Origin of the sequence: Flavobacterium beibuense (genome assembly GCF_004151245.1) — a bacterium.
GTDB lineage: Bacteria > Bacteroidota > Bacteroidia > Flavobacteriales > Flavobacteriaceae > Flavobacterium > Flavobacterium beibuense_A.
On record NZ_JUIW01000009.1, the window covers coordinates 196665 to 217143 of the forward strand.

At 36.1% G+C, this 20479-nt stretch carries 20 protein-coding genes; 7 read left to right on the forward strand and 13 right to left on the reverse strand.

Going from position 1 to position 20479, the window contains the following annotated elements; translation table 11 throughout:
• The 9 genes from NU09_RS13645 to NU09_RS13685 all read right to left on the reverse strand — a co-directional run bounded on the left by NU09_RS13645 (position 1) and on the right by NU09_RS13685 (position 8198).
• Positions 1–549, reverse strand: a complete 549-nt coding sequence (locus NU09_RS13645; protein ID WP_129751852.1) for a cupin domain-containing protein — start codon at positions 547–549, stop codon at positions 1–3.
• Positions 549–1037 (reverse strand): hypothetical protein, encoded by a 489-nt coding sequence (locus NU09_RS13650; RefSeq protein WP_129751853.1) that lies wholly within the window; start codon positions 1035–1037, stop codon positions 549–551. Before NU09_RS13650 ends, NU09_RS13645 begins: the two co-directional genes overlap by 1 nt.
• Positions 1038–1123: 86 nt before the next feature.
• Positions 1124–1918, reverse strand: a complete 795-nt coding sequence (locus tag NU09_RS13655) for a TrmH family RNA methyltransferase (RefSeq protein ID WP_129751854.1) — start codon at positions 1916–1918, stop codon at positions 1124–1126.
• 42 nt (positions 1919–1960) lie between these two features.
• Positions 1961–3289, reverse strand: a complete 1329-nt coding sequence (locus NU09_RS13660) for a DUF58 domain-containing protein (RefSeq protein ID WP_129751855.1) — start codon at positions 3287–3289, stop codon at positions 1961–1963.
• Complete coding sequence (locus NU09_RS13665) at positions 3289–4362, reverse strand: AAA family ATPase (RefSeq protein ID WP_129751856.1); 1074 nt, start codon at positions 4360–4362, stop codon at positions 3289–3291. The genes NU09_RS13660 and NU09_RS13665 overlap by 1 nt, the downstream gene beginning before the upstream one ends.
• Positions 4362–5558, reverse strand: coding sequence for a DUF4350 domain-containing protein (locus NU09_RS13670; protein WP_129751857.1), 1197 nt, complete (start codon positions 5556–5558; stop codon positions 4362–4364). Before NU09_RS13670 ends, NU09_RS13665 begins: the two co-directional genes overlap by 1 nt.
• Position 5559: 1 nt before the next feature.
• Positions 5560–6321 (reverse strand): DUF4129 domain-containing protein, encoded by a 762-nt coding sequence (locus NU09_RS13675; RefSeq protein ID WP_129751858.1) that lies wholly within the window; start codon positions 6319–6321, stop codon positions 5560–5562.
• Positions 6314–7234 (reverse strand): hypothetical protein, encoded by a 921-nt coding sequence (locus tag NU09_RS13680; RefSeq protein WP_129751859.1) that lies wholly within the window; start codon positions 7232–7234, stop codon positions 6314–6316. The genes NU09_RS13675 and NU09_RS13680 overlap by 8 nt, the downstream gene beginning before the upstream one ends.
• Complete coding sequence (locus NU09_RS13685) at positions 7218–8198, reverse strand: stage II sporulation protein M (protein WP_129751860.1); 981 nt, start codon at positions 8196–8198, stop codon at positions 7218–7220. The genes NU09_RS13680 and NU09_RS13685 overlap by 17 nt, the downstream gene beginning before the upstream one ends.
• 22 nt (positions 8199–8220) lie before the next feature.
• Here NU09_RS13685 and NU09_RS13690 point away from each other — a divergent pair, with 22 nt between their 5' ends.
• Together NU09_RS13690 and NU09_RS13695 are read left to right on the forward strand one after the other, a co-directional pair.
• Positions 8221–8952, forward strand: coding sequence for an RDD family protein (locus tag NU09_RS13690; protein ID WP_129751861.1), 732 nt, complete (start codon positions 8221–8223; stop codon positions 8950–8952).
• Positions 8952–9557 (forward strand): trimeric intracellular cation channel family protein, encoded by a 606-nt coding sequence (locus tag NU09_RS13695; protein WP_129751862.1) that lies wholly within the window; start codon positions 8952–8954, stop codon positions 9555–9557. Before NU09_RS13690 ends, NU09_RS13695 begins: the two co-directional genes overlap by 1 nt.
• Here the strand turns inward: NU09_RS13695 and NU09_RS13700 are convergent.
• From NU09_RS13700 to NU09_RS13710, 3 genes are read right to left on the reverse strand one after another with little or no spacing between them, the layout of a single operon-like run.
• Positions 9554–10111, reverse strand: coding sequence for a hypothetical protein (locus NU09_RS13700; RefSeq protein ID WP_129751863.1), 558 nt, complete (start codon positions 10109–10111; stop codon positions 9554–9556). The two genes, NU09_RS13695 and NU09_RS13700, sit on opposite strands and share 4 nt — an antisense overlap.
• Positions 10108–11394: a MutS-related protein gene (locus NU09_RS13705; RefSeq protein WP_129751864.1), complete on the reverse strand. Its 1287-nt coding sequence runs from the start codon at positions 11392–11394 to the stop codon at positions 10108–10110. The genes NU09_RS13700 and NU09_RS13705 overlap by 4 nt, the downstream gene beginning before the upstream one ends.
• Before the next feature lie 10 nt (positions 11395–11404).
• Positions 11405–13870, reverse strand: a complete 2466-nt coding sequence (locus NU09_RS13710) for a gliding motility-associated C-terminal domain-containing protein (protein ID WP_129751865.1) — start codon at positions 13868–13870, stop codon at positions 11405–11407.
• A 153-nt stretch (positions 13871–14023) separates the two neighbouring features.
• Here NU09_RS13710 and NU09_RS13715 point away from each other — a divergent pair, with 153 nt between their 5' ends.
• From NU09_RS13715 to NU09_RS13735, 5 genes are read left to right on the forward strand one after another with little or no spacing between them, the layout of a single operon-like run.
• Positions 14024–14221, forward strand: coding sequence for a hypothetical protein (locus NU09_RS13715; RefSeq protein WP_129751866.1), 198 nt, complete (start codon positions 14024–14026; stop codon positions 14219–14221).
• Complete coding sequence (locus NU09_RS13720) at positions 14205–15587, forward strand: class I SAM-dependent methyltransferase (protein ID WP_129751867.1); 1383 nt, start codon at positions 14205–14207, stop codon at positions 15585–15587. The genes NU09_RS13715 and NU09_RS13720 overlap by 17 nt, the downstream gene beginning before the upstream one ends.
• A 2-nt stretch (positions 15588–15589) precedes the next feature.
• On the forward strand, positions 15590–17071 hold the full coding sequence (locus NU09_RS13725) for a hypothetical protein (protein ID WP_129751868.1): 1482 nt from the start codon (positions 15590–15592) through the stop codon (positions 17069–17071).
• Between the two features lie 2 nt (positions 17072–17073).
• Complete coding sequence (locus NU09_RS13730) at positions 17074–18012, forward strand: FemAB family protein (protein WP_129751869.1); 939 nt, start codon at positions 17074–17076, stop codon at positions 18010–18012.
• Between the two features lie 20 nt (positions 18013–18032).
• Entirely contained in the window at positions 18033–19304 is a 1272-nt protein-coding gene (locus NU09_RS13735; RefSeq protein WP_129751870.1) for an O-antigen translocase, read from the forward strand.
• Here NU09_RS13735 and NU09_RS13740 read toward each other — a convergent pair.
• On the reverse strand, positions 19301–20440 hold the full coding sequence (locus NU09_RS13740) for a glycosyltransferase (protein ID WP_129751871.1): 1140 nt from the start codon (positions 20438–20440) through the stop codon (positions 19301–19303). The genes NU09_RS13735 and NU09_RS13740 overlap by 4 nt on opposite strands.
• Between the last annotated feature and the right edge of the window lie 39 nt (positions 20441–20479).

Sequence of the window (20479 nt, forward strand, 5' to 3'; positions counted from 1 at the left end):
TTAACGGCAATACCTGTTTTTCAGTCGGGTGTCTGCACCTGTTACTTTAGCCAAAAAATATGCCATTCCTGCAAATGGTGTAAGCAGGTAAAAAAAAGGGTTTTTTAAGTGGGTATCGCCCCATTTTAAAAGCAATGCCGCATAAAGTGGATTCTTAGGTGTCTGTCTTTTGGTTGTTTTACCATCGTTTACCAATCCAAACAACGATTTTATAAAGTTTTCAAAACCCGGCTGTCCCTTTCGCAAAATGATCCTGAAGATTATTTCTTCGTTGGTATCATTAAAAAAGCGGTGTACCGTACCTATAGGCACCAATCTGTTTTCTCCCGGTTGTAGGTGAAGATCTTCTTTTTCATACTGTAAACCCAGCAAGCCCTTAACTGCAAAAAACTCTTCTGTAAATTTTTTGTGGTAATGGGGCGGATTGCCTCCTCCCGGTTTCAGACAAACTTCCAGATGCGAATATTCGCCATTGGTATCGGCAGCGCTCTCCAGTATTTTGGTGTATTCCCCGTTTACAGGGTTGTAATAGGCTTTGGGCTCGGGCATTATTTGCAGCTCTCAATATAGGTAATAGAGTGTAGTTTTCCGTTTTTGAAATTAAAGTTCCATTCGTAGTTTTCCGAAAGGTCACGCGGAAAAATAACCACACTTTGGTATTCTTCTCCGGTCAGGTCATCATAAACGTCTTCCACATATTCTGCCTGTTCAGGGAAAGAACGGCGAAAACTTTTAAGGCTGGTGGTATGGTCAAACCAGTCGTCATCAATGGCAAAGTACATAGCCTTGCGAACAGAAAAGTCAATACGGCTGAATTTAAGTGTGTTGTCTTTTTGCAGTTCAAAACATATCCCTTTGTAGTAATAAAGCTTTACTTCAGCTTCAGCTTTCTCAGCACAACTGTAGGCGTAGCCATCTATTATACTATCGGCTTTTTTATATCTGTCTTCAAATTCTGCCAGTGATAACGATAGTTTTATCTTATCATTAATGGAAGCTTCTTTCCATGAGATACCCTCATTTTCCTGAGCTGACATAGTAAGGCAGAAAAGAATAAATAAAGCTAATAATTTTGAGCGCATAGTAAAAATAGTTACTTCTCAAAGATACAAATACTATTCAATTACAGGTTAAACCCTCTTTGTCTTTTGGCTTCAAAAATAAGTATGGCTGCAGCGACAGATACATTCATAGAATCTATCTCGCCCTGCATGGGGATAATAATATTTTTGGTAGACGCATCCCTCCATTCCTGAGTAAGCCCAGTGGCTTCGGTTCCTACAACCAGTGCGGTTGGAGCAGAGTAGTCCTGTGTATGGTAATAAGTTGAATCCTGAAGCGTAGCACAATAAATGGCAATTCCTTTAGATTTAAGAAAATCTATAACCTCCTGTGTACTTGCAGTAGCAATTTGGTTAGTAAAAAGGCAGCCTACGCTTGAACGTACAATATTAGGATTGTACATATCACTTTTAGGATTGGCAATAATTACTGCATCAAGGTTTGCGGCATCGGCAGTACGTAATAAAGCCCCTAAATTACCTGGCTTTTCGGTAGCTTCGGCCACAAGTACAAGCGGATTGTCACCTAACTGTAGATCCTCAAGGCGTAAAGATTTTGATTTGGCAACTGCCAAAATCCCTTCGGTAGTATCGCGGTAAGCCAGTTTTTGATAGACTTCCCTGTTTATTTCGGTAAGATTAGCCTGCCTTCCTGCCAGTTGTTTAACCTCTGCCTCGCTAATCATTTCAGGTACAAAAAGTACCGATTCCAGTTCATAGCCGCCTTTTGTCGCAAGCATTATTTCGCGCTGGCCTTCTATTAAAAAAGTACCGCTTTGCCTGCGTGCCTTAGCTTTTTCCTGAAGCTGCACTAACGATTTTATAAACGGGTTTTGAGTACTGGAAATCTGTTTCATATTAGCAGTCGTATAAAGCAGCAAAGGTACAAAGTATAAGTATTACAAAATACCCCTTGCTTTTATCTCCAGATATTTGTTTATACTTTCTATGGTAAGGTTCTCCGGCTTGGTTAGTACAGAGTAGATACCATATTTTCTAAGCTCGCTAACAATAAGCCTTTTTTCAAAAGCAAACTTCTCAGCTATTACCTGATCATATATCTCCTGAACGTTTTCGGCTTTTTTCTGTACAAAAGCATCAAGCTCTGTATTCTCAAAAAATACAACTACAAGCAAATGGTTTTTTGCTATTCCTTTAAGGTATGGAAGCTGTCTTTTAAGGCCGTCCATAGTCTCAAAGTTTGTGTACAGCATTATGAGGCTCCTGTGATTAATATTTTTCTTAATGTCTCCATATAGCGTACTGAAGTCACTTTCAAAAAAGTCGGTGCCTACATTATACAGGTTTTCCATTATTTTCTGCATCTGAGAGTTGCGCCTTTCAGAAGCTACACGGTTTTCTACTTTTTTAGAAAAAGTAAACATACCGGCCTTATCCTGTTTTTTAAGGATTACGTTAGAGAGTACAAGTGTAGCGTTAATGGCATAGTCTAAAAGGCTAAGGCCTTCAAAAGGCATTTTCATTACACGCCCCTTGTCTATAACCATATAAACGTTTTGAGACTTCTCATCCTGAAACTGGTTCACCATCAGCTGGTTTTTCTTTGCTGTGGCTTTCCAGTTTATGGTACGTATATCATCTCCCGAAACATATTCTTTTATCTGTTCAAACTCCATGGTATGACCTATACGTCTTATCTTTTTTAACCCGTATTGCATTAGCGTATTGGAAAAAGCCATAAGGTCGTACTTTCTTAATTGGATGAAAGAAGGGTAGGTGGGTACCATTTGCCCTTCATCAAAAGAAAATCTGCGGCACGCCAGTTTAAGCGGAGATGTTACAAACACATTTAGTTTTCCAAAGTGGTATTCACCCCTTTCTACAGGTCTTAATGAATATTCAAATATGTCTTCCTTACCGGTGCTTAAATTTCTTTTTATTTCAAAATTACGTATCTGGAATTGTAAAGGAATCTCGTCTATAACCTTTGCAGACACAGGAAATGTATAACCACTGGTAATACTCACCGTAACCGGATTTTCGTCACCATTAGAAAATTTTTCAGGTGTATTTCTGGATGCGCTGAATTTCTGATTGGTAAAAAGCATCAGGAAATCGATGGCAGTAAACCCAAGGAAAATATAAAACAGCAACCACGCCACACGGTACAGTGCAGGGTAGAAATATGCGAGTATGAAGACTACCATGAGTCCTGAAAACACATAGAAAAAGAAATTGTTAAGATATATTTGTTTAAGCCACTTCATTAACGCGGAATTTCTACACTGTCAATTATCTGTTTGATTATCTGCTCGCTTGTAAGTCCTTCCATTTCTCTTTCAGGAGCTACAACAACACGGTGCTGTAATACAGGTACGGCAGAATCTTTAATGTCATCAGGAGTAACAAAGTCCCTTCCTCTTAGCGCAGCATAACCTTTTGCCGCATTAAGTATTGCTATAGAAGCACGCGGAGAAGCCCCTAAGTAAAGGAAAGCGTTATCACGTGTATTTGCCACTATTTTAGCAATGTATTCTATTAGGTTTGGTTCTATAACGATCTGTTTTACCAATCCCTGGTATTTAATGATGTCTTGCTGAGAAAGTATTTTTTTCACATCCTGCAGCTTCTCCTTGTTTTGAAGTGCATTTTCTCTTTGTAGTATAGAAATCTCCTCTTCAAGCTTAGGATAATCAATAGTTATCTTGAACAGGAAACGGTCAAGCTGTGCTTCAGGCAGGCGGTAAGTACCTTCCTGCTCAATAGGGTTTTGGGTAGCTATTACAAGGAAAGGTGATTCCATTAACTGAGTTTTTCCTTCTATGGTTATCTGTCTTTCTTCCATTACTTCAAATAAAGCAGCCTGAGTTTTAGCAGGCGCCCTGTTAATCTCATCAATCAGGATGAAGTTTGAAAAGATAGGCCCTTTCTTAAAGTTGAACTCAGACTTTGAAAGATCGAATACCGAAGTTCCTAAAATATCAGACGGCATAAGGTCTGGTGTAAACTGAATCCTGCTGAATCCTAACGTAAGGGTTCTTGCCAGTAATTTAGCAGTAATTGTTTTTGCAACACCCGGTACACCTTCAAGTAATACGTGGCCGTTAGACAGTATGGCTACAAGCAGCCTGTCTATCATTTTGTGCTGGCCAACAATTACATTGCCTATTTCTTCTTTAACCTGTGCAATACTGTTTTGTAATTCGGTTAAATCAAGCCTTGTACTAAAGTTTATATTATCACTTTGAGTGTTTGTATTTGTTGTATCCGGAGTAAGGTTTTCGGTGTTTGTAAGGTTCTCCGGATTGTTTTCTGCGTTATTGTTTTCGAATGATTCCATTATAATCTTAGATTTTCGATTGCTTTATTTATTTCTATTAAGTCGGCTTCGGTGCTGTCAAAATTATGCCTGTGCCTTTTTATCAAACTTACGGCTTTTTCAATATCTTCTACAGGCTTGCCTGTTTTTTGGTGAAGTTTTTCTACAAAAGTGCTGTCAAGGCTGTAAGTATCTATAAGGTAAACAGTTCTTATATGTTCAAGGAAATAGATAATTTTCTTATCTATAATGGTATGATGGTTCCTTTCCTGGAAATAAAGGTTACCTATGGTTTTTGTAAAATCTATGGTAGTGTTTTTAACCGGAGGTACTATAGGTACTATTCTTTGTTTTCTCCTTGCATTGAATATCATGAATATCAAAATTCCCAAAAGGCTCAGGTAATATGCATTCTTTAATGGTTGCTGAGACAGTATATATCTTATAATAGAGTTGCTTTGTCCGTTATTAAAGAAAGAATGCGAATACCAGTAAATATTTTCCTGAGGCAGGTATGATATGACATTTTCGGCATATGTATAGTGTTTTCCCCTAAGCAAATGGAAATTAGTAAAAACTGCGGGCTGTGTATGTAGTATAAAATAACCATTGCCGTAGGCTACCTTTATAAAGTTTGCCTGCTTAGTAGTTTCATTTACTTCCTGATACCCTAATACTGTAGTGTTTAAAGTGTCAATCTTATTAAAATGGAAAAAGCTTATCCCTTCGGAAAGCGATTGGGTTTTATAAGAAAGTTTCTTGTTTGCAAAAGTTAAAGGTATAGAATCCCTTTTGTGATATCCTGAAGAGGTTCCTATCTTAAGGGAGTCTAATATCACTTCTGGAAAATCTTTCATACTAAGGAAAACGGTATTACCGTATTCTGCAAAGTACAATAGTTCCTGTGCCGACTCTATATCGATGGAGTTATATCCTTCAATATTGATAAAAGTTCCGGTTTCGGTATAATCACTTACATCATAATCGTAAAGCGCATTTAAAAACTCATAAGGTGTTTCTGAGAATTTAGTTACTTTATTGTTTTTAAACAGCGTTTTAGATTCCTTATTCATTACATAAAGGCCTAAAGGAATCTTTTCATTGGTTTGGTAAGAGGGTGTCCAGTCTATAGACTTTGGCCCAGCGTTTTCTGCCCAGATAATAAGTGTTATGACAATAACAAGCAATACGCTACATATAATAATTGGTTTCTTCATATTACAGCGTATTTAAGGTTTTAATAAAAGCTTTTTCGGCTTTAGTAAAAGCTTCTTCATCTATTGCAAATTCTCCATACCATATATATTCGTATACATAGGACAGGTATTCAAAATCTTTTCTCAGGCCAGGGTTATTAATTTCATACAGATAGTCTGAATTGGTCTTATCAGGATGCCATTCTATAATTTCCCTGTAGGTTAGCAATTTTAGTAACCATAGGTAGTAATAGCGTGTTGCCAGCCTGTAATCACCTGTTTGTTTGGTTTCGTTAATTAGATCCTTAAAGTTAACCTGAGCGAGATCTTCGCTCATAATCTCATTAATTGATATCTTTTTGCCCGAACGTTTAAATATCCAGAAGATTTCTTTACCGGCAATAGATGAGGCTACAACATAAATCACAAAAATGATAAGTATGGCAGCAACTAATTTAGTTATTATTTCTCCCCAGCTTATTCCGTTCTTTTCTTCTACAGCTTCTTCATCTGAAGGCCCGAAAATGCTGTCCAGCAAATCTCTTAACCATTCTAAAAATCGGTCCCATGCCGTTTTAGGTTTAGGTTTTATTTCATAAATAAATTCATCGGCCTTATAGCGCTCTTTAAAGCCGGGTTCAAATTCCCTTTGTGTATAGTTAACGGTATCAGAAACCGATAGAGCTACTTCTGTTGTTACAGAAACAGAGTCATTTACGGTAGCCTGACCCGATACCAATACAGGGAAGCAGATTAAAACAATATAAATAAGCAGTTTATTCACTTTCGCCTCCTATTAAATCTATTTGAGAATGAAGAGAATTGTTTCCTTTTTCTTCCTCATTACTATAGTAAATCATTCCCTGGCCTATTAAAGCCAGATTTGTTATTGCAAAGCTTAAAAGTACAGAGAAGATTGTACCTATTATGGAAAGAATACTTATGCTCTCGTCAAACATTTCAGGGTTAGCCTGGTCCAGTAATGTAAAGGTTCCTATTAGTCCCGGAAGAGCGGTAACACAAAACATAACAGCAAAGACTATAATACCCATTATAGCAGTTGCACCCACATTTTTCCAAAAGCCGTTAAGTACCATAGTGAACCCATTACCCATAGAGGTAAAAAAGCCATTATCTTTAGTTAGGTTGTCATAAAAAGAAAGCAGTACCCAACTGGCCATGAAAGACCCCATTACAGCAAATACAAAGAATCCTAAAATAGAACCGAAAAGTCCTAAAGCAGCAAATATAAGCCCCATAACAAAAGCTGTTATAAAGAATACCAAGAATGTTAATGGAAGGAAAGAGATAAGTGAAGCTATAGGGAAAAGAATTATTTTTCCCAGCTTAGCCTTCAACAGAGCTACCACATCTTTAGTTTCCGGAGCATCTTTTTCCTGTATTGCCTTTAGGTAGAATACCGCAACACTATAACATACAAGAGATAGTACTATGAAAAGAAAATAAGCTAAAGCCCCTAAAATAACAAACATGCTTTTACCTATCATAGAAATTGTTCCTTCGGTATAACCTAAAAAGAACTTAGCTAACAAAAATGTAACAAGTGATATTACCAGTAATATACTGCCGCTTATAATAAAATAGCTTTTAAGATAGTTTTTGCCGTGTGTCTTAAAAAAAGAGAAAGTATCATTAATAAGAGCACTAAAATTACGTTGTTTATATAGTTGAAACATCTTTAAGGTGTGTTTTTTTGTAAACCCAATAAGGGTATATTAAAAAATAAAATGATATTAACGATAATGTAACCAGTATTATGGCAACACTAAGAAAATTAGGCATATCGGGTGAATAGCGGGTTATAAACCCTTCCAGTATACCTGCCATTATGGTAAAAGGCATGGTACCTATTACTATTTTCAGACTGTTTTTTATTCCGATTTTTAAGGAAGCCATTCTTGAATATGTTTTAGGGAACAGTATAGACGCCCCTAATACCAAACCGGCAGCGGCCTCTATAACCATAGCAAAAATTTCCATAGAACCGTGTATCCATATACCGCGTACACTTTCCCAAAACACGCCATGCTCATAAAAGAAATACTGAAAAGAGCCCAACATGATACAGTTTGATAGCAATACATAGCCTGTGCCAAGGCCTCCAAAAGCCCCCAGTACATAAGATGTAATTCCTACTCTTAGGTTGTTTAGGGTAATGTAAAACCACATTCCCCAGTTACTACCATCTTTATAAACCGCAACAGGGTTGCCGTTTTCTATGTTTTCCAGAGTCATGTTTACATAACCGTCTCCTAAAATAAGCCTTACAAAACTACCATCGTTCATGGCCGATAAAACGCCTATTCCGGTGAATATAAAGAACATGATAAAGGCATAAAGTACATATCTCCTGTATTCGTAAACAATAAGTGGTACTTCGGTCTTAAAGAAACTTATAAACCTATTGCCTTCTTCACGTTTGGTCTTATAAATTTTTTGATAGGTAATTGCAGCTAAATGATTTAGATAAGTAACTGTCTTACTTTTAGTGTAATAGGTTTGAGCATAAGAGAGATCGTTAACTAAATGTATATACAGGCTGGCTAACTCATCAGGATTTTTTTTAGCTTTACCAAAAATAGCCTGTTCAAATTCAAGCCATTTTTCTTTATTTTGTTTTATAAATGCTGCTTCTCTCATAGGGAAGCTAAAATAAAAAAATATGTCAGAATTATCCATAACCACAACACAAAATGTAAATATAAATTTTAACACGGCCTCTGTTGGCGAAAGGATACTGGCTTATCTTATTGACTTTGTTATTTTTATAGCTTATTACATTATAATGTATGGGGTTTTACATGCCGGAGACTGGTATCAGGGAGATGATCGTGCAGTAAACGCAGCTATAAACGGACTAATATCTTTACCGGTGTTGTTTTATGCACTAACTCTTGAAAGCCTTTTGGAAGGACAGACAGTAGGGAAGAAGGTTTTAAAAATTAAGGTGATTAAAATAGATGGCTATCAGTCGGGTTTTATAGACTATGTGCTTCGATGGATTTTCAGGATTATAGAGGTTACACCGCCACTAAGCTTTATAGGGCTTGTTATAATGATAGTGAGTAACAAAACCCAAAGATTGGGAGATATGGCTGCCGGTACAGCCGTTATAGATCTTAAAAACAAAATTACAATAGACCATACCATACTTAAAGAGCTTAAGGACGACTATGTGCCTACTTATCCGTTAGTTATCAGACTTAGTGATAATGATATGAGGATTATTAAAGAGACTTATGAAACAGCCGTTAAGAGTGCTGATTTTGATGTTATCAATAAACTGGAATATAAGATAGGGGCAGTTACCGGAATTAAATCGGTTTCTAAAAGCCCAATGGCTTTTATTGATACTATTATAAAAGACTACAACTACTATACACAAAAAATGTAATGTTTTTTTACCTCATTGATGTTTTTGGGACTATGGCATTTGCCATATCCGGAGTTTTAACCGCGCTTAATAAAAAAATGGATCCTTTTGGGGTTTTTGTTATTGCCTTTGTTACCGCAGTAGGCGGAGGAACCCTGCGTGATGTTTTGATAGGAAGGTCGCCTGTAGGATGGATGAGGGATCTTAATTATGTATATGTAATTATTGCGGGATTCTTTTTGGCGGTTATTTTCAGGAAAAAACTGGACAAGCTGCGCACATCGCTTTTCTTTTTTGATACCATAGGCCTTGGGGTGTTTACACTTATTGGCTTGGAAAAAGGTTTGGAAGTAAACCTGCATCCTGTAATATGTGTGGCACTGGGTACCATGACAGCATGTTTTGGCGGAGTAACCAGGGATATATTGTGTAACGAGATTCCTGTAATATTCAGGAAAGAGATATATGCCACCATCTGTATTTTGGGAGGCTGTGTTTTCTTCCTGCTAAAAGCACTGCATGTACCCGACGGATTACTTTATATACTTACATCGGGAGTTATTATAGCTACGAGGCTTATGGCGGTTGTGTTTAAATGGTCACTGCCACCTTTAAGCAGGGATTAATCTTCAATAAGATACATTTCCTGCAGCTGATTTATTACCACAGTAAGTAAATGGTAAATGGTTTCCAGTTCCCTAAAATCCTTAATGTCTTTCTGGGTGTTATAACATAGCTCATATAGGTTTTCGGGAGCTTTTCTGTTCCAAAAGGTTTTGCTGTTAGACAGAGTTATATAGATATACTTAAAGTTTTCAATTTCATTTCTCACTTCAGGAGTTCTTAATAACTGCTTTATTTTAAATCCGTCATTACTTTTTACGATATACTTTTCATCAAATTCAGGATTGCCTACAAGTATATCCTGCATCCCGAAGTATTTAGCAATAGTTGTAAAAAAATTGCTGTTGTATACCTGAAATATAAAATCTTTCTTCAAATAAAGAAACGCTGTTACTTTTGTGCAGGTCTGGCTTGTTTCGTCTCCGGTAGTGTAGTTTTCAAATACAATTCTGTTTCCCTTGTAGTTCTTTTCTACTTTTGAGGTATGCCAAAAACTTTTTTTTACAAATTCTCCCTGTATGTGTTCGGCAAATTCCTGCCACTTTTTTGTATTCATGATAAAGTGTGTTTGTGCTGTAAGAGTTCATTAAGGCCTTCTTTCTCGAAAAGGATACGGCCTATTTTAATATCGCTCCATCCCGGTTTAAGCTCATAAGTAAAAGCGGGAGTACTTTCTTTAAGGTTGCAGTCTAAGTAATAGGTTGCTATACTTCCGTCCTGTATCTCTTCCATTTCGGTAAGCTGGTGGAGATGGCTCGAAACAAAAAACAATGAGTTTTTAAAATTAAGCAAGCCTTTTAGTGTGGTTTTACTTATTTCAAGGGCATCATCAATATTGGTTCCTCTGAATAGTTCATCAAAAACGGCATAATGCGGTTTATCTGTACCCGACAGCTCTACCACTTTCTTCAGGTTTATAATCTCGGTCATGAAATGGCTGTAGCCGCTTTGCAGGTCGTCGTTGAGATTGATAAATACCGATATATTATCATACTTAGGTATCTTCGCTCCCTGTGCCGGTACTGCAAAGCCTATGTTGCCCAAATAAATGCAAATACTGATTGCTTTTAAAAGTGTTGACTTGCCCGACATGTTAGGGCCGGTAATTAGTATTACATTGTTATTTGCCTCAAAGGAGTTTTTTACAGGATTAGCCAATAACGGATGATAGAATTGGGTAAGGGCTACCTGTTTCCCGGTTATTTCAGGAAAGACAAATTTATGTTGTCTTATTCCTTTTGCAATAGATATATAGGCTTCAAACAGGGTATAGGCATCCTGAAAAGCTGTTATTTCCTTTTTTCTCTTTTTAACCGAAATAAGATTGATAATCTGGATGATGTGCTTAACCCCAAACTTATTTGACCTGATAAGGTTTTCATAATAATCCAGTTTAAAGCTATTTAAAAAATCATCAATTAGCCTTATGTCGTTTTTGTACTCTTCAGGGAAAGGGGCTGTAACAATCCTTTTTATATAATGGTTGTGCAGCCTGTGAAAAAGCATGATAAGCTGTACACAACGGCTACGGTAATCAGAATGTTTCTGTTTGGAGAAATGAAGTTTTAACTTTAGCCCTTTTTCAAGGAATTCCTCATCATCAAAGCTCTGCAAAAAAATGTAGACCTGCCTAAAGTCTATACGGGAATAAGAATAGGTTTCAAAAAGGGAAATATTTTCCAGGAAACCCTTTATAACCTGCTGTCTGTAAAGTATTTTTTCTTTTGTTTCGAGAGGCTTAAGCAACAGGCTTTTTACGGTTGCCTTAGCGTCGTCGTTTAGCGTATAATTAAAAAGGTTGAGGATGTCCTCATTAATACTCAGGTCTTTAATTTCCATCGGGTGTGGTTTATTTGCTTACATATACCCAGCCCACAATAGGTTCAGGGTAATCAGGATCATTTAGTTCCAGCACAAAATAATAAGTGCCTACCGGTACGGTATTATTGTCAGAACCTACTTTTTCTTCGGTAGCAACCCCGTCCCAGTCTTCCATACTGTGATCGCCTACCCATACAAGCCTTCCCCAACGGTTATAAATTTTCATTTTAAAATTGAGAAATATATTTCTAAGTCCTCTTACAAAAAATGTATCGTTTATACCATCGCCGTTAGGGGTAACATAATTATAGGTTTGCGGCGGACAGTTCTTTGTATACAACAAAAATGATGCTATAGTGTAACAGAACTCATCATTTAAGCGAACAAAAATTTCCTGAGGGTTAGTTGTAGTAACAAAACCTGTAGTATTAGTTATAGGATTAACACCCTGTTCTGCATCCTGTTGGGTAAGGTAGAAATTAACCGTATCATCAGGGTTATTTTTTAATGACTGTACGTAATCAGAAAAATCAAAAGTACCCAGTCCGTAACCTTCATTACAGGAGATAATATCTTCCAGTCCTGTAATAGTTGGTGATGCAACTAAAGATACAGATATAGTATATGTATTGTTTGTTTCGTCTGTTTCCTGTATTATGCCTGTGCCATCGCCTGTATCATCTACTACAAAGGTCAGTTCAAAATCCATAGGCAGGGCATCAGGAATGGTAAGTGTTATAGTACCCTCTTCGCTGCCATCTATAGGGATATTCAGTAAGGTTTCGGTATATTCTATAAACTGTCCGTTTGCGTAGATAGATATTGGTGTTCCGGCTGGCAGTATATCGTCGCTGTCTAAATTGTAAACAGTATAAGATACTTCAATTATCCTGGAGTCACAGGTTTTAACCACATCATACGCTGTTATGGTTGCATCGGGGAAAAGGCAGTCTACTGCATAAAGAAAGAATGAGCCAATGGTATAACAACCGTGCTCATCCTCCAGTCGAACAAAAATTTCCTGTGCAGGTCCGTTTGATGTATAATTCTCCGGATTGGTAATATGGTTAATATCATTATCGGCATTATCCTGTGATGTATAGAAACGAACAATATCCGTTGGCAAATTTTTCAGGTCTTCTTCATAAGCCGAAAAATCGAAAATACCAATACCGCTGTTATTAGCAGTTTCACAAACAGTTATGTCTTCCGGTTGCTGTAGTGGAGGAGACACCCATCGTGTTACATTAACCGTAAAGGAATTATTGTTTTCATTGGTTTCGGTAACGTTTCCTGTTCCGTCTCCGTTGTCATCCACCACAAACACCAGTTCAAAATTAACAGGTGTATCGGGAGGGAGGTTTATGGTAATAGTGCCATTTTCACTACCATCTATAGGTAACTCCGTTTGAGTTTGCGTATTGCCAACCAAAACGCCATTTGCATAAATTGATATGGGAGTTCCTGCCGGGAGCGGATCGGTACTGTTTGTGTTGTAAACGGTATAATCTATATCAATACTTAGCGAATTACATTGTTGTCTTACATCGGTAACTTCAATAGTAGCATCGGGCAGCTGGCTGTTAAGCTTGGTTATAATGGCATTTACCATTACAAAATCCTGTGCTGATTGCAGGCTTATCTCTGCCGATTCATCACCAATCTGTATCATGTTCTGGATATTATAAATATCAAGATCCATATTGTACATATCGCTGGCTCCCGTAACACTATTAGTGCCGTTAAAGGCGTTATTTGACGGGTTTAATGGTGGATTGCCCAATACGTTTCCGTTAATGGAAAGTATTTCATTGTTAGCGATATTAGCATCGCCTTCCCAGGCAATAAAGCCTATGCTTGCCCCAATATTGTCTATTACGTTAAGACTGGGTAGAGTAATATCTATAGATGTAGGGACAAACTGTAGCCCATCATAAAGATTAAGTTGGTTTAATGGGAGATTTTCATTTTCATAAACAACAAAAATAGCCCACCCTCCAAAATTTGTCCCGTTTTGACAATACAGGTTAGAGGAAGAAGGGACATCATTATTAATTACATCAGTAAGATCAAGCTCAGAAACCGTATAGGTTCCGTTACCTGTGGTTTGAACCAAAGAGGTAACATCAGCAAACGCACTGAAAAAATCACGGGGAATTAAATCGGAAGTACTAACAAACACCACAGGAAAAGTACGTGTTGCCACTACATCCTGTCCGTTAAGTTGTATTTCAAAATCACCCGTACCTGAACCTGCCCAATAAAGATATGCCTTAAGTATCTGGTCATCCGGATTTAGGTTAAGCTCAGCCGAAGATGAGGTTAATATGCTACAGTCTAGCCCGGCACCATTAGGGATAGGGTTGAGTGTATTACCTACAAAAGTAAAATCATATTTTCCGTTAAACTGCTCGTATAATTCAATATCTACCTGACTGTATAGCGATGGTACAGCAAACAACATTAAAAAAACGGAGAGTAGTTTTATTTTCACGGCATATTATTTTTGCTTAAAAATAGAAAATATTTGATAAAGCTGTCTTTTTTTACTTAAATGTATAACAAATACAGCCTTTTAGATTATTAAACCTCATAAATTCCTTATGTGACGGATAATTTTCTATTTTTACCAGTTCAAAAGAGAATTATGAGCCATATATTTTTATACTTCGATCCCGGTACAGGCGCTTTAATAGTGCAGCTGCTTGTTGCGGTTGGAGCTTCCATAGCTTTATTTTATAAAAGGATTACCACAAAAATAAAATCTGTTTTTGGTAAAAAACAGGAGCAGGACCTAATGGGAGATATTGATATAGAAGACAAATCTGATGCAGACACAAAATAGGCATGCTTCTTCGTTCAGGGATCCGTCGGGATATATTTTTACAGACAATGACACTGTATTAAGACAGGTAAATCCTGTTTACTTTAAGCAATATAATTCGCTTAAAAATAAAGGGTTTTACGATAAGCTTTTTAAAGCAGGTCTTCTTATTCCTCATCAAGAGGTAAAGGCCGACGACAAAGGAATTGTAATTAAGCCTGAAAATATTCCGTTTTTTTCTTATCCCTACGAATGGAGTTTTAATCAATATAAACATGCTGCTTTACATACCTTAAAACTGCAGAAATACTGTATTCAAAACGGTTATTCACTTAAGGATGCCACAGCATTTAATATTACATTTTACAAAGGAAAACCTGTTTTTGTAGACAGCCTTTCTCTTGATTTTTATACAGATGGTGAGCCGTGGAGGGCTTACAGGCAGTTTTTAATGCACTTTTTCGCCCCATTGCTTTTGGCAAAATATCATGGTAATGATATGCTTAAACTGCTTATGCAGTATATTGATGGTATTCCGCTGGATAAGGCTGCAAAAATGTTACCTTTTAAATGCAGGTTTAGCCCGGTTATTTATACCAATATTTATCTTACGGCTAAGTATGATGCCAGATATAGTAATAGCGTTGGTGCAGAAAAAGAAAGGAAAATAAACATTTCTAAAGAGGCACAAATCAAAATATTAGATTCACTCTACAATTACATTAAAGATCTTGAACTTAATGAAAAGACAGAGTGGAAAGACTATTATACTATAACCAACTATGATGCTGAAGCTTTTGAATACAAAAAAGATTTGGTAAGAAAGTGGTATGGAGGTATAAATGCTTCTAAGCTTATTGACTTTGGTGGTAATGACGGTACTTTTTCACGAGTGCTTAAGGATATGGCAAAAGAAATACTGGTAACCGATATTGACCCAAATGCTGTAGACCAAAATTACCTACAGGTATTAAAAAACAAAGAAAGTAATATACTCCCGTTGGTTAGTGACCTGGTAAATCCGGTTCCCGGAATAGGACTTAACAATGCCGAAAGGGATTCGTTACTGGACAGGATTAAAAAAGGCAATTATGACGTAGCTATGGCACTGGCCCTTATACACCATATATCGCTTACCGGAAATGTACCGTTTAGCATGTCGGCAAAGCTGTTTGCTTCGTTAACGCCTTATCTTATTATTGAGTTTCCGGATAGAGGTGACTCTTGGGTAGATTTCCTTTTAAACAGTAAACGTGAGTTTAAGGGACATTTTGACGGTTATAACATTACAGATTTTGAAAAAGAGTATAGTGTATATTTTGATATAGAAGAAAAACAGCTTATCCCTAATACAAAAAGGACGATGTATTTACTAAAAAGAAAATAAACATGATTGAAAAACTAAGGCAAAAGATTCTAGATTTTATCAATTCTGAAAAGGATACTCCCATACTGGCGGGATTTAGCGTAGGCTTATACCTGCTTTTATTCTATTACTCTAAGAACTTCGCTTTAGCTAATTCATTAGTACAACTTTCATTATTTGCGGCATTTTATATACTTATACCCGTTACGGTTTTATTTGTGGGTTACAAGATTCTTCCTCTTGTAAAACTTGGCGATTATAGAAGAAACTTTCTGTTCGTTGGGATGCTGGGCATGTTGTTTTACTTTATTTTTGACCTAATCGTTTTAAAGTTTACCGAAAAAGGTACGCTGTTGCTAATAATAATAGCAGCATGGTTTATATCAAGAAAATATAAAAAATATTACAAGCTTTTTATCATACTGCTTATTTTCCTTTCCTTTTTTAATCTGATGCAAATTTTAAGGATTGTTTTCTCCAAAGTCGATAAAGAATGGCAAAAACAACCTGATAATATAGAAATGGCAGTTTTTAAGAAGCGACCAAACATTTATTTCATTCAGCCGGACGGATATACTAACCCCGTAAATTTTAGGGATAGTATTTATAATTTTGACAATACTGCCTTTTGGAGTTATCTTGATAAGGAAGGCTTTAAGTTGTATGAAAATCAAAGGTCTAATTATTATTCTACGTTACTTTCCAATTCCTCAATGTTCTCTATGAAACATCACTATAGTGCAGCCGATATTGAAAAATACAGGGCAAGGGAAATAATAGTGGGAGATAATGCTGTACTACGAACACTTAAGAATAATAACTACAAGACTCATCTTATAAGCGAAAAGCCTTATTTAATAATGAACAGGCCTGATTTAGGATATGATTACTGTAATATATCTTATTCTGAAATACCTATTATTAAGGATGGTTGGGTTGATAATTATGATGTTTTTGAATCGCTTAAAAAGAATACTGAAAATATTAGCAATGAAGGTAACTTTTTCTTTATTGAAAAATTCACTCCGGGGCATATAAGTGTCTATCAGCGCCCAATAGCTGAAGAGCAGGCAATACAGGAAGAAAAGGACCAGTATCTTAGCGGAGTTAAGGAAGCTAATATATGGTTAGAAAAGGTTATAGTTTATCTTGAGGAAAAAGACCCTGATGCAATAATAATTATTGGGGCTGATCATGGTGGTTTTGCAGGTTTTGCCTATAGTTTGCAGTCCAGTTACAAAACGACCAATAAGTATAAAATAAACTCTATGTTTGGGGCATTGCTGGCAATAAAGTGGAATGATGCCGGAGCTGCTGCTTACGATAAGGAACTGAAAACGAACGTGAATATTTTCAGGGTATTGTTTTCTTATCTGGCTCAGGATAAGTCTTACCTTAATAATTTGCAGGAAGATGCGAGCTATTTACGCCTTAAAGAGCCCCCGGGACTTTATCTTTATATAAACGATAAAGGAGAACATGTATTTGAAAAGATAGAAAAATAAGCATGTACAGAGTTGAGAAATATACGGTTGATTATTATACACAATGGAATGATTTCGTAAACAGTTCTAAAAACGGTACGTTTTTGTTTCATCGTGATTTTATGGAGTATCATAGCGACCGTTTTACAGATTTCTCATTACTTGTATTTGAAAATGATAAGCTGGTAGCGCTTTTTCCGGCTAACAGTAAAGACGATATAATATATTCCCATCAGGGGCTTACATATGGAGGGTTTCTGTTAGAGAATAAAACAGGAGGAGAAAAAACAGAGCAGATTATTAATGTTGCCTTTGAATTTTTGAATGAAAAAGGATTTAAAAAAGGTATTATAAAACAGATATTGCCCATATACCACAAATATCCTGTTTTTGAAGCTGATTATGCTCTTTTTAGGAAAGGGGCTAGTATTATCCGCAGGGATATGAACCTGGCGATTGATTATTCGTTTCCGCTTACAATTTCTAAAAGCAAAATGAAACATTACAGGAGGGTAAGCAGTTTGGGAATGGAGATAAAGCAGGATAATAACTTTAAAGGTTTTTGGAAAGACGTTCTTGTTCCAAGACTTGAAAAGAGACATAACACAAAGCCTGTACATACTATTGAAGAGATAGAGTTATTGCAAAGCCGTTTTCCTGAAAACATATTTCAGTATAATGTTTATTATAATGATGAGATAGTAGCAGGAATAACCCTTTTTGATTCAGGAACAGTTGTAAAGTCGCAATACGGTGCTACTACCGATAAGGGCGAAGAGTTAAGAGCGTTGGACTACCTTTTTATAACCCTTATTGAAAAGCTTAGTAATACGAAGCGTTTTTTTGATATGGGTACAGTTACAGAAGGAAACGGATATAATGCCGGATTACTTAAACAGAAAGAAGAACTGGGCTGTAGTGTATATGTCCAGGATTTTTATGAGGTGACAATAACTGAATAGCTCTAAAAATTATTTGGAATTTGAAGTTAATCAATAAGATAAAAGGCAACCCTGTCATTAAGGTTTTTTCCCTTAACTCACTTAGTGTAGGGGTAAGGTTGGCAGGAGGTGTAATAATTTCAAAAATCGTAGCTCAATTTTTAGGACCTGCAGGATTAGCGCTTGTAGGTAATTTAAGAAATGTACTTTCCATAACCGATTCAGTTTCTACACTTGGCTTTCAAAACGGTATTGTTAAGTACGTGGCTGAGCATCAAAAAAACGAAAATAAACTTAAAGAGATTTTAAGTACTGTTTTTTTTGTTTTGTTAGGAGTAGTAGCAGTATTGAGTATCATTGTTTTTTTTGGTGCCGGCTATTTTAGCGAAGTATTTTTTAAGGATGCAGCTTATAAATGGGTCTTTAAAATGATAGCCTTTGCTATGCCATGGTATGCAGGGAATATATTTTTAATTTCTATATTAAATGGTTTAGGTAATTATAAAAAAGTAATAAAGGTTAATATTTCGGGAAATGTTTTTGGGGTATTGCTTTCGGCTGTACTTATTATTTACCATCAGCTTAGTGGAGCGTTAATAGCTGTAGCTCTCAGCCCGGCTTTACTTTTTATGTTTTCCTTTATTATGATAAGAGGAGAAATATCCCTTATAACTTTTATCAGGAGGCCTTTTTTTAAGGCTACAATGCTTAAAAACCTGTTTTATTATAGTTTAATGACTCTTGTTACCATAGTAACAGGTACAGTGCTTACATTGTATATAAGAAATCTTATTATCAATATGTACGGAGAGATTGAGGGCGGGTACTGGGAAGCGGTGAACCGCTTTTCTTCCTATTATCTTATGTTTATTTCCACTTTACTAACAGTTTATTTTTTACCAAAGCTAAGTACGGCAATAACCAAAAGAGAAACTAAAACTGTAATTTACAGTTATTATAAAACTGTGATTCCGCTTTTTGCTGTAGGACTTTTTCTGATTTTTTTTTTAAGGTATGTAATTATACAGGTTCTTTTAAGTGATGAGTTTTTACCTGTTGGCCCACTTTTTAAATGGCAGTTAGTAGGGGATTTTCTAAAAGCCTGTTCTATTATTTTGGGATATGAGTTTTTTGCCAAGAAAATGACAAAGGCATTTATAGCAACTGAGATTTTTTCATTTGTAACACTGTATTTATCTGCAACATACTTTATAAAGCAATATGGTGTAGAAGGCGCAGTAATGGCGCATGCCTTTACCTATGCTTTATACTTTGTACTTCTATTGATGGTATTTAGAAAGAAACTTATTTAAGTACTCCACACCTCAATATATTTTTCTGCGATTTTAATATAGTTATGCTCTTTCTCTATAAAAACTCTGGCTCTTAGGCTTATCGCTTTTATTTCATTTGGATTTTCAATAAGGTAAGATAGTTCGTTAACAATTGCCTTTGTATCGGGTAATGCATTTATTGCTACTCTCTCTGTAAGATTATATTGCTGGGTAAACTCGGTCTCTGCACCTGTAAAAACTACTTTTCCTTTTGCCATCGCCTCTAAGGCATTATACCCCTGGTCATAACCATAAGTTTGATCCAGTAAAATATGTGCCCTGTCATAGAGTTTTATGTATTCGTTATAAGGTACGTTCTCGGTAATTATAATCTCTACTTTGTCTCTGTATTTTTCCTGTATTATGGTTAGAGCTTCTTCAAAAAAGTTGATTCCCTTTTTTATGTAGCTCAATCGGTTAATACCTAAAAAGATAATAATCTTATCGGTTATTTCCGGTTGGTTATACGTTATAGTGTCAGTATTTATGGGGTTAGGGATAAAATGGGTCTCATATCCCATTGCTTTCATGGGTATTTCATAATCCAAATCTGAAGTTACTATGCAAACGGAATTGTTTTTTACCCATTCAAAAAGTTTTTTATAATTGGGTTTGAGATATTTTAAAGAGTATTTAAAATAGTTGGCCGGGGCTTTCTTCTGCAGATAAGGGGTAAGAATGGAATATTTAAGATCTCCGTTAAGGCAATATTCTATAATAGGGGTGTCGTCACCACAAATTAGCAGACTCATTTGCCTGTTTTGCTTTAAGAGCTTTTTGTAGAGTTTTAACGCCTGCTTAGGCTGTGTTTCAATAGCATCGGAATTAATTAGCTGAATATGATCAAAACCTTTTAACTTATGTAGTAGCTTATTAAAACGATATCCTTTTTCAGTCTCCTCTAAATTGTATCCACTTAATTTGTATATAAGATTTTTGAATTTTCTCAAAAACCAATAATCGTTAAAAAGCTTTGGATATATTGAGTAATCGGTATTGAATTTTTTAAAACTGTCCCCTGTTCCTACTATAATTACTTCATGGCCTAAAGTGGTTAACCCTTCCTTTAAGGAATTATGAAGCCTGCTGTATTCGCCAAGTAAAAGTATTTTCATTAGTGAGTAGGGAAATTTTTATATTTGTGTAAATATATA